Annotated in this window: 11 protein-coding genes; 2 read left to right on the top strand and 9 right to left on the bottom strand. The window is 60.6% G+C overall.

Annotated elements, in window-relative coordinates; translation table 11 throughout:
- Positions 1–13: 13 nt before the first annotated feature.
- The 4 genes from BPSY_RS06665 to rpoZ all read right to left on the bottom strand — a co-directional run bounded on the left by BPSY_RS06665 (position 14) and on the right by rpoZ (position 4,911).
- Positions 14–718 carry an HAD family hydrolase gene (locus BPSY_RS06665; RefSeq protein WP_033496768.1) on the bottom strand — a complete coding sequence of 235 codons (705 nt, stop codon included), beginning with the start codon at positions 716–718 and terminating at the stop codon, positions 14–16.
- 120 nt (positions 719–838) lie between these two features.
- Positions 839–3,079 carry a primosomal protein N' gene (locus BPSY_RS06660; protein WP_033496769.1) on the bottom strand — a complete coding sequence of 747 codons (2,241 nt, stop codon included), beginning with the start codon at positions 3,077–3,079 and terminating at the stop codon, positions 839–841.
- Positions 3,080–3,225: 146 nt separating this feature from the next.
- Positions 3,226–4,434 (bottom strand): methionine adenosyltransferase, encoded by a 1,209-nt coding sequence (metK, locus tag BPSY_RS06655; protein WP_033496655.1) that lies wholly within the window; start codon positions 4,432–4,434, stop codon positions 3,226–3,228.
- Positions 4,435–4,626: 192 nt separating this feature from the next.
- On the bottom strand, positions 4,627–4,911 hold the full coding sequence (gene rpoZ / locus BPSY_RS06650) for a DNA-directed RNA polymerase subunit omega (RefSeq protein ID WP_033496656.1): 285 nt from the start codon (positions 4,909–4,911) through the stop codon (positions 4,627–4,629).
- Positions 4,912–5,167: 256 nt separating this feature from the next.
- Between rpoZ and ilvD the strand changes: the two genes are divergently transcribed.
- Together ilvD and BPSY_RS06640 are read left to right on the top strand one after the other, a co-directional pair.
- Positions 5,168–7,027 (top strand): dihydroxy-acid dehydratase, encoded by a 1,860-nt coding sequence (gene ilvD / locus BPSY_RS06645; RefSeq protein WP_033496657.1) that lies wholly within the window; start codon positions 5,168–5,170, stop codon positions 7,025–7,027.
- Between the two features lie 304 nt (positions 7,028–7,331).
- Positions 7,332–7,847, top strand: coding sequence for a hypothetical protein (locus BPSY_RS06640; protein WP_033496658.1), 516 nt, complete (start codon positions 7,332–7,334; stop codon positions 7,845–7,847).
- 103 nt (positions 7,848–7,950) lie between these two features.
- On the opposite strand, the gene gmk is transcribed toward BPSY_RS06640, so the two are convergent.
- The 5 genes from gmk to nusB form a co-directional block, all read right to left on the bottom strand.
- Complete coding sequence (gene gmk, locus BPSY_RS06635; protein ID WP_033496659.1) at positions 7,951–8,565, bottom strand: guanylate kinase; 615 nt, start codon at positions 8,563–8,565, stop codon at positions 7,951–7,953.
- A 99-nt stretch (positions 8,566–8,664) separates the two neighbouring features.
- Positions 8,665–9,594 carry an orotidine-5'-phosphate decarboxylase gene (gene pyrF / locus BPSY_RS06630; protein WP_033496660.1) on the bottom strand — a complete coding sequence of 310 codons (930 nt, stop codon included), beginning with the start codon at positions 9,592–9,594 and terminating at the stop codon, positions 8,665–8,667.
- On the bottom strand, positions 9,594–12,986 hold the full coding sequence (carB, locus tag BPSY_RS06625) for a carbamoyl-phosphate synthase large subunit (protein WP_033496661.1): 3,393 nt from the start codon (positions 12,984–12,986) through the stop codon (positions 9,594–9,596). Before carB ends, pyrF begins: the two co-directional genes overlap by 1 nt.
- Positions 12,979–14,208 (bottom strand): glutamine-hydrolyzing carbamoyl-phosphate synthase small subunit, encoded by a 1,230-nt coding sequence (gene carA, locus BPSY_RS06620; protein WP_033496662.1) that lies wholly within the window; start codon positions 14,206–14,208, stop codon positions 12,979–12,981. Before carA ends, carB begins: the two co-directional genes overlap by 8 nt.
- Before the next feature lie 53 nt (positions 14,209–14,261).
- Complete coding sequence (gene nusB, locus BPSY_RS11090; RefSeq protein ID WP_051921779.1) at positions 14,262–14,936, bottom strand: transcription antitermination factor NusB; 675 nt, start codon at positions 14,934–14,936, stop codon at positions 14,262–14,264.
- Positions 14,937–14,941 lie beyond the last annotated feature (5 nt).

The raw sequence follows: 14,941 nt of genomic DNA, 5'->3' as shown, positions 1-14,941 counted from the left end.
CCTCTGGCGGCGCTCACTGCACCGCCGGGATATCAATGCCCGATTCGATCAGCAGGGCCCTGAGTTTGTACGGATCCGTGAAGCGGATGCCTCGGATGCCCGCCTCATTGGCGCCGACGATGTTCATCGCCTTATCGTCGATGAACACCGATTTGATCGGATCGATGCCGAAACGATCGAGCAGGTAGCGGTAGATCTCCACACCGGGCTTGCGCAGTTTGATGGGACCCGAAACGACCTTGCCGTCAAGGGAGTGCAATATCTCATGGCGTTCCCAGGCGATCGGGAACAGTTCCGCGGACCAGTTCGACAGACCCCATGTATGGATGCCCACGGCCTTGAGATCCTCGATCAACTTGCGCGAGCCCGGCACCACGCCGGTCTGTGAATCGACGAAGTTGTCGCAGTAGAAGCGGAACATGTCCGCCCAGTGGTCGCCTCTGGTCTCACGCAGCCACGCCACGGTCTCATCGCAACTGTCGCCTCCGTCAAGACGGTCATTGGCGTCATAGAAGCCCGAGATGTCATTGTCGAGAAAGCGTTCGATGCTTTCCTCCGAATATCTGCTGATCATCACGGCGGCCGGATCCCAGTACACCAGCACATTGCCGAAATCAAAGATCACATCGCTGATCGGATTGCCCGCCGCCGATGCCGCATTGCCTTCGGCGATGATGACATCGTTCTCCATATCCGGTTCATTGGGCCAGCCCTTCATAACATCCCTTTCCATTGTCTGCACATCGGATCATCCCGATGATCCGCCTGCGTCGTCTCTGCGAACAGTCTATTCGTACAGTCTAGGTGAAGCGTCCTGCCCCCGTCACGCAGTCGTGACTCAGATCAGGTTCTTCGGGTCCATCTGGAATCGCAATTCCTGCCTGTCCCGCGAGGCCATATGACGGCCAATGGCCGTCCGCAGACGCCGCGCCAGCTCGTCACGATGCTCCGGGGTGACACGTACCAGAACACGCACCCGGTCGTCAGCGCCTTCGAGTTGCCTCGCACCGATGGTTCTGGGTTGGGGTATCGGCACGGGGCCAAGGAATGCGGGCAATGCCTCACCGTCATGTTCGATGAGCGCGTAATCACCTCCGAGCACGCCGATCTCCTGCAGGGTCTGCATCACGGCCTCCCTGCCACCCCACAGGCATGCCGAGGCGGCGATGGGAGGCATGCATGTCTCCGACCGGTCCTGCAGCTCCTTGGCGGCCAGGACGGCGGGATTCCATGTCATCAGGGATTGGGCGCAGGCAGGGTCGGCCTCGCCGATCAGCAAAGCCTGGCCTCCCTTGCTGCGCGGCAGGCATTGCGCCACGGTTCTCATCCATGTATCCAAGGTGTCGATGCGGGCGTCGATACCAGGCGCGTACAGTCCCGTCCACGCATCGAGTATCGCGACGGCGCGGTAACCGGCGTGTAGGCCGTCGCCCACGGCCGAGCGCACATGCGGTTCGGCACCGGGGGTGGCGATGACGATCTGCGCCTTGTCCGATATCTCCTCCACGATGCCTCTGGGCTGATGCGGTGTGGAGATCACCTGCGGAACATGGCGGAACAATTGCCGCAGTTCGGCGGCGGTACCGGCGGCACCCACGCGTATGACCTGCAAGCGATCCGCCGAGCAATGGGAACACCGCCAGTCGACGGCCGAAGCCCCGCACCACAGGCATCGTGGAGCCCCCGAGGACCGGGCTTGCAAAGGTCCGGTGCACCTCGGGCACTGCGCCCTGCGGTGGCATTTCGCACAGCTGAGCACCTGGGTCACCCCGTCATGCGGCACCGAAAGCAGCACCGGCCCCAATTGCAGTGCCTTGTTGAGCACACTGACGGCGGTATGCGGCACCCGCGCCCCGATGGTGGGGTCAGCCAGACGTGACAGCTCCTCACGATTCAGCCACCTGATCCACGGGGTGCTGTCTTTCACCACGGCGGGCAGTCCCCTGATCGGGCGGCTCGGCCCGGTGACCGGGGAGCTGTTGCTGCGGGACACCTCGCTTTCCCACTGGCTCACCGGACTGCGTGCGAAGGAGATCGCGACGAAGCTGCCATGATGGTTCATCGCGCGCAGCCGCTGCACTCCCCGGGCATTGGCGTAGGGCATATGCCCATCGGCGTTCTGATAGACACCATCGTCGACGATGGCGAATAACGCGGGTCCTTCCACCGGCGCGTACATCGCGGCCCGGGTGCCGATCACACAGCGGACCTGCCCAGTGGCCAAGGCGAGATACGACCGGTACCGCTCGGCCGGTGGCATCGAGCTGCCCAGACACACGAAATCACCGGTCCATGCCGATTGATGGACCTTACCGGGCCCGAAGGCCCTCATGCCTGCGGATTCAAGGACCTCCGCCATCTCATGCAGGGTTCTGACATCCGGCAGGACCAGCACGGCCGATTTCCCGGCGCGCAAAGCCTCCAACACCAGCCAGCCGGCATCGTGCGCCCATTGGAGCGGCCCCGGAAGTGTGTCGAGGACGAAAGCGGAGAATGCATTGCCTGCAATCCCCTGGCTCAGCGCCCCTGCCGATTCATAGGACGCGGCGACACGTTCCGATTCCCGCCTATGCCAGGCGAGCGTGACCTCGTTGAGCGCAGTCGTGTCCCTTCGCGATCCCGGCATCATGAGGAGGCGCTGCTCGTCGTCGATGCGGGCGACCCGTGGGGGTACAGCAAGACGAAGGATATTCGCCCGCGTGCCGCCGTAGGCATCGGCTATGTCGGTGATGTCCTGGCGCATCTGTTCGGAAACGAGGGCGTTCGGGGACATCACCCGCTCGATGTATCGCAGGGATGACCGTGGCGTGGCACTGGAAGCGACCCTGTTCCAGACGATGCCGTTGATCAGACGTCCCGCGAAACGGACACGGATCAGGACGCCGGGCCGCACGGCTTCGTCGTCCTTGCTCTGGATCAGGTAATCGAAGGTACGGCCGAGATGGGTGGCCTGCACATCGAGCACCACCTGCGCGATCGGATCATGCTGCGCCGGAATCCGGGTCGCCGAGGTACGTTTGCGCCTCTTTGGTGGCGCCAGTCCGTCAAGCGCCGGCTGCTGCGCATCCGAGCTGCTCATCATGATCTACTTTCAGTATCTTCAGCGCCGTTTTCGGTGCCCAGGAACACGTTCACCGTGCCCTGACGGGCACGGTGCCATGATATTCGACGCATCCTGTGCGCTTCGCCATCGGCAAAGCGGATGCCGCAGTCAGGAATCGCGACTCAGACCGCAGCCTTCAATGCCTCAACCTTATCAGTCTGCTCCCAGGTGAAATCGGGATCGGTGCGGCCGAAGTGACCATAGGCCGCGGTCTTCGAATAGATTGGCCTGAGGAGATCGAGCTCGTCGATGATCGCTGCCGGACGCAGGTCGAATACCGTGCGGACGGCTTTCTGGATCTGCTCGTTGCTGACACCGTTCTCGGTGCCGTATGTCTCGACGTTGATGCTGACGGGGTCGGCGACACCGATGGCATAGGCGATCTGGACCTCAACACGATGAGCCAATCCTGCGGCGACGATGTTCTTGGCAACCCACCGTGCGGCGTAGGCGGCCGAACGGTCGACCTTGCTCGGATCCTTGCCCGAGAAGGCGCCGCCGCCATGATGCGCGGCACCACCATAGGTATCGACGATGATCTTACGCCCGGTCAAACCCGCATCGGCCGCGGGACCGCCGAGGATGAACGAACCCGTCGGATTCACCAGCAGACGGTATCCCTCATGCTCCACGGCGTCACCGCATACCTCGTCGAGCACCGGCTTGATCACGTGCTCCTGGAGTTCATTGCTGAGCCAGTCATGATCGACTTCCGGGTCATGCTGCGTCGAGACCAGTACCGTGTTCACCCGCAGTGGGTGGTTGTCATCGTCATACTCGATGGTCACCTGGGTCTTGCCGTCCGGACGAAGATGCGGGACGATGCCTTCCTTGCGCACCCGCGCCAGCCGGTACGCCAGCTGATGGGCCAGATAGATCGGCAGAGGCATCAGCACGTCGGTCTCATCGCAGGCATAACCGAACATCACGCCCTGATCGCCGGCACCCTGGGATTCATAACGCTCTTCGCGCGTGGCGGCCGATTCCTCCTCCTTGGAAAGACGGTCGACGCCCTGACGAATCTCGGCGCTCTGCTCTCCCAGCGCCACCAGCACGCCGCATGAGTCGGCATCCAAGCCGATGTCCGAACTGGTGTATCCGATATTGCGGAGCACGGAACGGACCTTGTGCTGTATGTCGGTGTACCCCTGTGAACTGACCTCACCGAAGACGAAGAACTGTCCGGTTGTGGCCGAAGTCTCGACGGCCACATGGGAGTGCGGATCCTGAGCGAGCATATCGTCCAGGATGGCATCCGATATCTGGTCACAGACCTTGTCCGGATGACCTTCAGTTACGGATTCTGCTGAAATGAGACGTCGTTCTGGCATGTCCCCTCTTACCCCCATATGATTTCGGCGCACCAAGTGCGCCGTATCCGCCAAGCGGTGGGGACCTTACTCGGCTCCTGCGCCGGTTCGCGGATCATTGATATTTACAAAGCCACGACGCCCGCGGCGGGACATGCCCACCGACGTGACGCCGGGAATGGATATGCGGGTGTTCAGACCCGCATCCCGCGATCAGTTGCCTTCGCTCAGATCATCCTCTGCGAGGGTCTCCTCAAGCAGGCCTTCGTTGATCTCGCGAAAAGCGATGGACAAGGGCTTCTCCTGGTTCTGGTATTCCACCAGGGGCCCCACGTTCTGGAGCAGGCCTTCATTGAGCTGTGTGAAGTAGGAGTTGATCTGGCGTGCACGTTTCGCGGCGAAGATAGCGAGCGCGTACTTGGAATCAGCATGCTCCATAAGGTCGTCAATCGACGGATCCACAAATCCCTGAGGTGTTGGCTCGGTACCGAATGCCATATATTCTCCAATACAATGTATGCTGTTCGTTCAATCCAAGCGATTATACCGCGTAGTTGAGATTTTGCGGAGTGTTCTGATGAGATGGGCCGGACGGGCCACCTACTCGGCAAAAGTCCCGGAGCGTTCGTCTTCCTTCACGGCATCATGCCCATCAGCGACCGTTTCCAGCAGCTTCTGGCGATGAAAGTCCCCCAGGGTTCCAGTATTCGGCCCTGAGCAGCATACTGTCGGCGATGCACACTTGAATGGAAGCATGCAGATGAGATCAGCCAAAATAATGAATGGACGAATGTTCGCAGGAGCCCGCGCCTTGTATAGGGCCGCCGGCGTTGATGAGAAGGATTTCGGCAAGCCGATCGTCGCCATTGCCAATTCCTTTTCCGAGTTCGTCCCGGGTCATGTCCATCTGAACAAGGTCGGCAGGCTGGTTTCGCAGGCCGTCAAAGAGGCCGGTGGCATCCCCCGCGAATTCAACACCATCGCCGTCGATGACGGTATCGCGATGGGGCACACAGGTATGCTCTACTCCCTGCCAAGCAGGGACATCATCGCGGATGCGGTTGAATATTCGACGAACGCCCACTGCGCCGATGCCTTGATATGCATCTCGAATTGCGACAAGATCACCCCGGGCATGCTGCTCGCGGCCCTCCGTCTCAACATCCCGACGATTTTCGTCTCCGGCGGCCCCATGGAGGCCGGCACCACGGTGATGCCCGATGGCACGGTGAAGGAGAACACCGACCTCATCGACGTCATGTATGCCTCCGCCGATGACACGATGGACGACAATGATGTGCTGGCACTCGAAAAGAGCGTGTGCCCGACCTGTGGTTCATGCGCCGGCATGTTCACCGCCAATTCGATGAACTGCCTCGCCGAAGCCCTGGGTCTCGCCCTTCCCGGCAACGGCACCACACTCGCCTCACATACCGCACGCCGCTCCCTCTTCGAGAAGGCCGGACGGGTCATCGTCGATATCGCCAACAGGTACTACCACGAGGATGACGAGTCGGTTCTACCTCGCGCCATCGCCACCAAGCACGCCTTCGAGAACGCGATGACGATGGATGTGGCGATGGGTGGCTCGACCAACACCGTGCTGCACATCCTGGCGGCGGCGCAATCCGCCGATGTGGACTTCACCCTGAACGACATCGAACGGATCTCGCATACCGTCCCCTGCATCTGCAAGGCCTCGCCCTCCGGTGAATGGGAGATCTCCGACATCCACAGGGCCGGCGGCATCTGCGGCATCCTCGGAGAGCTCGATCGCGGCGATGTGCTGCATCGCGACACCCATTCAGTCGATTACCCGAGCCTTGAGGCGAAGCTGGATGACTGGGACATCATGCGGGAGACCTGCATTGACGAAGCCAAGGATCTGTATCATGCGGCGCCCGGGCACATCATCTCCCCCGAACCGTGGAACCAGTCCAAGGAATTCGACACCCTCGACACCGACCGTGAGCATGGTGCCATCCACGATCTGGCGCATCCTGCCGTGACGGAAGGTGGCTTGGCGATTCTGCGCGGCAACCTCGCACCTGACGGCTGCGTGGTGAAAACCGCCGGCGTGCCGAAGGAGATCTGGGAGTTCCGCGGACCCGCACTTGTGGTGGAGTCCCAGGAGGAGGCCGTGAAGGTCATCCTGGACAACACCCTGAAGCCGGGACAGGCCCTCATCATCCGCTACGAAGGCCCCAAAGGCGGCCCGGGCATGCAGGAGATGCTCTATCCGACATCATTCGTCAAGGGCAAGGGCATCGGCAAGGATGTGGCGCTGATCACCGATGGCCGTTACTCCGGAGGCTCCTCGGGCCTCTCGATCGGGCATGTGGCCCCTGAAGCGGCGAGCAAGGGACCGATCGCACTGATCAGGAACGGCGACATCATCAACATCGATATACCGAACCGTGCGATCAACGTCGAGCTGAGTGATGAGCAACTCGCCCAGCGTCGTGCGGAACTCGAGGCCGGTGACGGCTATGTCGCCCATCGCGACCGCAAGGTGTCGCTGGCCCTCAAAGCCTATGCTGCCTTCGCCCGTTCCGCCGACAAGGGCGCCACCCGCGATCCTGATCTGATCGAAAGCCTTTCCGGTCTGGCCTGATACACCCCTCTTCGCGAGATACCTGCTCCGGCGGTACGGATGCCCTCCTGTTGTTGCGGGAGACATCCCTACAGCCGGGGCAGTTATTCGTTGTGGGGCCTTGCACGTCATCGATGCCGATGAGAGCCACCATCATCGTATGCACACAGTGAAGCGCAACTGTTTATCCTGCGTTCATCCCAGATACCTTCAGGATTTAGTTCCCTGTCATATCTTCGTAACTGGGAGCGGAGCAAGCGGGCGGCAGCCACGAGGTCGAAGCCGTACCGGCCGGCATCCGAAGAAGATCAGGGGGAACAATCCGATGACACGAATACGACACCGTGGCGGCAACGTTCTGCTGGCCATAATAACGGCTGGTGTGACCCTATCGGCGGGAGGCTTCGGCACCGCCTTGGCGGCGGATACCGCACCTGCCGCGTATGAGACCGCACAGCACATCTCGACAATCGGCAGGGGCAATGCGAACGACATCATCCCCTTCATCACCGGTGCCGGCATGGGAGATTCAGGAAGCGCACCTGCACAGGATGACCCACATGGAGCCCCGGACAGGGCTTCGGGGAAGGTGACGACCGCTGGAATACCGGATGCCACACCGAGCGTGCAGGGACCGGTCGCAGCGCTTTCGGGACCGACCCCCGGCGCAACGGCAGTGGAGGCGGCCGTCAAGCCCGCATCGGTGGATATCGGGAGGATCAGCGCCAGACAGCTCGGTAAGAACGGAAGAGCCGCACTGGCATTCGCGCTGTTCGCCTTCGCGGCAGTGACCGGTGGCGGTCTGATCATCGCCTGGCGCAAAGGCCTCTTCTCGAAGTAGGTGGTGGCCGTTGCAGGCAGCGCCATTCATGGCTTATGGAAGGACCCGAGCGGCGCTGAATGCCGCTCGGGTCCTTCCATAAGCCATGCGATATGCCATACGGTCAGGCGTATTCGCGGCTGATGACCTCCCAGAGCTCTTCGGCCGCATGCTCGACGGTGTCATTGGTGATGACCACGTCGAATTCACCTTCACTGGCCAATTCGATTCTCGCCGTTTCCAGCCTCTTGCGGCGTTGCTCCTCATTCTCGGTGCCACGGGATTCGAGCCTTGCGACCAGATCCTCGAAACTCGGCGGGGCGAGGAAGACATACACCACATCCAGGCCCAGCTCCTCGGCCCGTTCCTTGACGCGTCTGGCACCCTGCAGATCGATTTCGAGTATGGTCGGGATGCCTGCGCTCATGTGTTCCAGCACCGCTTTGAGCGGCGTGCCGTAATGGGCCATGTTATGCACCAGGGCGGTTTCCAGGAATTCACCACGCTGCTCCATCGCGGCGAATTCGGCTTCATCGACGAAACAGTAAGTCACACCGTCGATCTCACCTGGACGGGGCGCTCTGGTCGTCGCCGAAACCGACACCCAGACCTCTGGATGGGCGGATCGCAACTGAGCCTCCACCGTGCCCTTGCCCACGGCCGTAGGACCTGTCAACACCACCAAACGGCGTTTTCCTGGGGCACTCTCACTTGCCTGGCTCACTACGTTCCTCCTCATCAGCGTTACCGCACAACCTTGTATGTCCATGAACGGACGGAACCCCAATCCCGGATGCCGATTCTTCGATGCCTTGTCGGCAGCATGGGAGGGTGCTCGCTATCCTTCGTCCTGGGCTTCCTGACCGTTCACATCAGCATGCTCAAGAGCCTTCTCGATATCCTTGGCGATCGCATCCGTCGCACGCGCCAGATCGGCGATTGCGGGGCCTTCGACTGCGATCGAACGTGATACGGTCACCAACACATTACCTCTGGTGCCCGCGAAAATGGTTTTGATGTCCTTGGCGGCGGCACCCTGCCAACCATATCCCGGAGAGAGAATCGGCCCGGTGAATGCGGAAGGCTCCACCCCGCTCTCCTTCAGCCAGTCCCCTATCGTCGCCCCGATGATCAGACCCGCAGAACCAAGACCCTTCACATCGGCATTGAACTTCTGCGTGGTCGAAGCGATGCCATAGGCCACGGTTTTGCCTTCGTAACTCCCCTGCTGACGAATCGCGGATTGCAGGCTGGCACCTTCGGGATTCGACGTCAGCGAGGCGACGAAGACGCCCCTGCCATAGTCCAAGGCTTCATCGATCAATCCGGACAACGAACGTGCGCCATAGTAGGGCAACAGGGTTATGGCATCGGCCAACAGAGGCGCGCCGGGTTTGAAGTAGGCGTCGGCTATGGCCGAAACGGTTGTGGAGAGACCTCCGCGCAGGCAGTCGACGATTGTGATGATCCCCATCTGACGCGCCGCGAACAACAGGCGTTCCAACGCGGCGTAGCCTTTCGAACCGTAACGCTCGAACATGCTCGTCTGGAACTTCACGGCCGCGGCCCTGCCATAGGCGGCCTGCAGCATACGCATCGAAAACAGCTCAGCGCCCTCGGCATCGAGCTGATAACCCCAGTCGGTGAGGATCTTGCGATGCGGATCAATACCGACGCACAGAGGACCGAAGTTCGCCATCGAATGGCTCAGCCGCAGTCCGAAGTCGGAACGTTGGGCCTTGATCTCCTCTGCGCGTCGGTCATTCATCAGTGCACGCTGCCTTCCATCGCAAAGAGCTGCTTGGCATGCTCCTGGATACTCATGATCTGATAGTCGTCGCTTCGTACGGCTTCAATCGCCATCAGCACCGCCGAGAACTCGGTTATGGTGGTGAATTGGGGCAGATCGGCGGCGATGGCGGCGGCACGAATCGAATAGCCGTCGGAGCGTGATCCACGGGAATTCGGTGTGTTGAGGACCATATCGATCACACCCTCCTCGATCAGCTGCACCACGTTCTTCCCATTGTCCTGGTCACCGGCATTGGCATCGGCATCGACCTGCAGCGGCGCGACACTGGAATCGACGCGCGTTGTGATCTTCTTGACCACAGTCGCTTCGATGCCATAGCGGCGCAGCACCGATGCGGTGCCCTCCGTGGCCCAGAGTTTGAATCCGAGCTCCTGCAACTTCGAGGCCATCAACGGCAGCTGGCGCTTATCGGTGTCATTGACCGACAGGAAGACATTGCCACTGGTGGGCAGTCCGCCCTCGTAGGCGGCCAGCTGGCTCTTGGCGAAGGCGTGAGGGAAGTCGCGATCGAAGCCCATCACCTCTCCGGTGGAGCGCATCTCCGGCCCGAGCAGGATGTCAACGGTGCGGCCGACAGGTGTTCTGAAGCGCTTGAATGGCAGCACCGATTCCTTGACCGCGACCGGCTGGCCCGGACGGATATCGCCACCATCACCGACGGGGAGCAACAGACCATTGCTGCGCTGGTCGGCGATGCTCTCCCCCGCCATGATGCGGGCTGCGGCCTTGGCAAGCGCGGTGCCGGTCGCCTTGGATGCGAATGGCACGGTTCGCGAGGCCCTTGGATTCGCCTCGATCACGTAGAGGGTATTCGCCATGAATGCATACTGCACATTGACCAGGCCACGTACGCCACAGCCACGTGCGATGGACAGCGTGCCCTCGCGCAGGCGACGGATCTGATCCTCGGAAAGCGTGCAGGGCGGCAGGGTGCAGGCGGCATCACCCGAATGCACACCAGCCTCTTCGACGTGCTCCATGATGCCGCCGATGTACAGTTCCTCACCGTCATACAGGGCATCCACATCGATTTCGACCGCATCCTGGAGGAATTTGTCGATCAGCAGCGGAGAAGGCAGACGGCCGGACACGACGGTGTCGGCCTTCGCCTCGTTGAGCGCGCGATCGACATATGTGGTCAGCTGGTCATCGTCATAGACGATCTCCATGCCACGGCCTCCGAGCACATACGAGGGCCTGACCAGCACCGGATAGCCGATGCGATGGGCGGACTCCCGTGCCTCATCGAGTGACAACGCGGTTCCGTATCGAGGCGCGTTCATATGCTCCTTGGCCAGAACCTCGCCGAAGAGCTCGCGGTTCTCAGCCAGATCGATGGCTTCGGGAGAGGTACCGAGAATCGGCACACCCGCAGCCTTCAGTCGCGCCGCGAGTGACAGCGGCGTCTGTCCGCCGAGCTGGACGATGACGCCTTTGACGGGTCCCATCTTCTGTTCCGCTTCGAAGACCTCAAGCACATCCTCGAAGGTCAGAGGCTCGAAATAGAGGCGGTCCGACATGTCATAATCGGTCGAAACCGTTTCGGGGTTGCAGTTGATCATGATCGTGTCATAATCCTTGCCAAGCTCCTGAACGGCATGCACACAGGTGTAATCGAACTCGATGCCCTGCCCGATGCGGTTCGGTCCCGAACCGAGGATGATCACGGCTTCGCGTTCGCGCGGGCGCAACTCCGACTCGTCGGCATAGCAGGAATAGTAGTACGGCGTGACCGCATCGAATTCCGCGGCGCAGGTATCCACGGTCTTGTAGACCGGGCGGATCCCGTAATTCCAGCGCAGTTCGCGCACGGTGTTCTCTCCGCCGTCGCCCAGCCTGCGCAGCTGTGCGATCTGCACATCACTCAGACCCGTTTTCTTGGCTTTGCGCAGCAGACGCTCACCCAGGGTCTGCGCGTCATGCACCTCTTGCGCCGTGGCGTTGATCAGTTCGATCTGACGCAGGAACCAAGGGTCGATCTTCGTTGCCGCGAAGATCTCCTCGATGCTTGCCCCTCCCCACATCGCGCGCTGCACCTGCAGGTAGCGGTGCTCGGTCGGGGTGTGCATATCCTGCAGGAGCTGATCGACCTCCGCACGGTCGGGACGTTCCCCGTCCCAGGTGAAGTTCATATGGCGCTTATCGATGGAGCGCAGCGCCTTGCCGAGGGATTCCTGGAAATTGCCCGCCAATGCCATGGATTCGCCGACCGACTTCATGGATGTGGTCAGTGTCGGATCCGCACCCGGGAATTTCTCGAAGGCGAAACGAGGAATCTTGGTGACCACATAGTCGATGGTCGGCTCGAAGCTGGCCGGTGTGGACTGTGTGATGTCGTTGCGGATCTCGTCCAGTGTGTATCCCAGCGCGAGTTTGGTCGCGATTTTCGCAATCGGGAAGCCAGTGGCCTTCGAAGCGAGGGCCGATGAACGCGATACGCGTGGATTCATTTCGATGACGATGATGCGGCCGGTATCGGGATTCACCGCGAACTGGATGTTGCAGCCTCCGGTATCCACGCCGACGCCGCGAATGATCTTGATGCCGATATCACGCATCCGCTGGTACTCGCGATCGGTCAGGGTCAGCACCGGGGCGACGGTGATGGAATCACCGGTATGGACGCCGACGGGATCGACGTTCTCGATCGGGCATACGACCACGACGTTGTCGTTCTTGTCGCGCATCAGCTCAAGCTCGTATTCCTTCCACCCTTCGATGCCCTCTTCGAGGAGCACCTCATTGGTTGGGGAATAATGGATGCCTGATCCCGCGATGCGGTGAAGGTCCTCGACGTTGCGTGCGATACCTGATCCCAGACCACCCATCGTGAAGCTTGGGCGCACCACGAGCGGATAGCCGAGAACCGCGACGGCTGCATCGACTTCCTCCATCGTGTGGGCGATCATCGACTTCGCCGATTCGGCACCGGCCTTCTCGACGATCTTCTTGAAGAGATCGCGGTCTTCGCCACGGTCGATCGCCTCAAGCGAAGCGCCGATCAATTCGACGCCGTAGCGCTTCAGCACACCCGCTTCGCCCAGAGCCATCGCCGCATTCAACGCGGTCTGTCCGCCGAGCGTGGGCAGCAGTGCGTCGGGGCGTTCCTTGGCTATGATCCGTTCGAGAACCGCGGTGTCGATTGGCTCGATGTAGGTCGCATCAGCCATTTCCGGATCGGTCATGATGGTGGCCGGGTTCGAATTGACCAGAATGACGCGGATGCCTTCTTCATGGAGCACACGACAGGCCTGTGTTCCCGAATAATCGAATTCGGCGGCCTGACCGATCACAATCGGTCCAGAGCCGATAACCATCACCGAATGGATGTCGGTACGCTTAGGCATTCGTCTTCCCCTCCTTGGCATTACGCATCAATTCAACGAAACGATCAAACAGATAGGAGGCATCATGCGGACCCGCCGCAGCCTCGGGATGATATTGCACGGAGAAAGCCGGAATATCGAGACATTGCAAGCCCTCGACCACATCGTCATTCAGATCGACGTGGGAGACCCGCACCTTGCCGTAGCGGCCTGCATCGAACGGGGCCTCGACGGTTTTCCCGATCGGTGCATCCACGGCGAAACCGTGGTTGTGAGCGGTGACCTCCACCTTGCCGGTGGTCATATCCTTCACCGGCTGGTTGATGCCGCGGTGGCCGAACTTCAGCTTGTAGGTACCGAAACCGAGCGCCCTGCCAAGCAGCTGATTGCCGAGGCAGATACCGAAGAAGGCGTATTTCCTGTCGAGAATCGCGCGCAGCAGGGCGACCTCGTCATCGGCGCTTCCCGGATCCCCGGGACCGTTGGAGAAGAACACGCCATCGGGATTCAATGATGCGATGTCATCTATCGTGCTGCTCAGCGGCACCACGTGGACCCGGCATCCGCGTTCGGCCAGACGATGGGGTGTCATGCTTTTGATTCCCAGATCGACGGCGGCCACCGTGAACAGCGGCTCCTTACCTGCGAAGGCTCCGGAGGGTTCGACTGTGTAGGTCGATCCCGTGCTCACTTCGCCGGTCAGATGCGATCCCTCCATCTGAGGAGTCGATTTGACCTTGGCGACCAGCTCTTCAGCCGTGCTGAGCGCGCCCTGCCCGTTCAGCAGCGCCTCACCCGAGAAGATACCGGCTCTCATCACGCCGCCGGAGCGCAGATGCCGCACGAGCTTACGGGTGTCTATGTCGCAGATGCCGACGATGCCCTGATTCACCAGATCATCGTCAAGGCTGCCTTCGGCGCGCCAATTGCTGACATTCGGGCTTGGGTCTCGCACGACGTAACCCGAAACCCAGATTCTGGACGATTCCGTGTCTTCCCCGTTCACACCGGTGTTGCCGATGTGTGGGAATGTCTGTACCACGATCTGTCGATCGTAGCTTGGATCGGTCAATGTCTCTTGATAACCGGTCATTCCTGTTGCAAAGACGATCTCACCACTCGTCTCGCCTATCGCGCCGAAAGGCTTGCCAACATACACTTGCCCGTCCTCAAGGACGAGCACAGCATCTTGTTGGGAAAAACTCTCGACTGCAATGGTTTCGGAATCGTTCAACTTCACCAAACCCCCTCTTGCAGCGGATATTCGTACCAAGGATACCGAGCGCCTTGGATAAGCTATTCCTCGGTATCACTTCTCTCTTCGATTGCGACATCTGTTGAATCGGCGCTCGTTTCGGCCTGTTCTCCGGCCTCCGAGTCGATTCCTGCACCGTCGTCTGAAACTCTATCCTCTTCGGATTTCAGCTCGGCGACAGGCGCACTGTTATGTTCGTCACGTTCGCCTTCGTCGTCGGCACCATCATGCACATCGGGATCGGAGGGTGCCTGCTCAGCATGCTCCGGCTCGGGGCTTTCCGGCTCGGCGACGGGGATTACGATCTCCTCGATCTCATCCTTATGGTCATCGATCGCGCTGAGCACGCCGTGGATGAAACTCGGGGATTCGGCATCGGACAGCGTTTTGGCGAGGGAAAGCGCCTCGTCGATCGCGACTTTGCTGGGAACTTCGGGATTGTATTTGATCTCCCATGTGGCGATACGCAGGATATTGCGGTCCACGACGGCCATACGCCGTACTTTCCACAGCTGCGAGAACTGGTTGAGGGCACTGTCGATGGTTCGACGATGCTCCTCGACACCACGGATGATCTCAATCGCATACTCGGGAAGTGGCGTTTGCGCGCCTGGATGATCGATGCGTTCAGCAAGAAGGGACAGGATTTCCTGTCCCTTCTCGTCCGCCTCATATAAGGTATTCAGCGCCCGTTTGCGGGCGGTGGAACGTGCCATAGCGC

This window comes from Bifidobacterium psychraerophilum (assembly GCF_000741705.1).
Taxonomy (GTDB): Bacteria; Actinomycetota; Actinomycetes; order Actinomycetales; family Bifidobacteriaceae; genus Bombiscardovia; species Bombiscardovia psychraerophila.
Note: the sequence above shows the minus strand (reverse complement) of the source record. Positions and strands in the feature narration are given on the sequence as shown.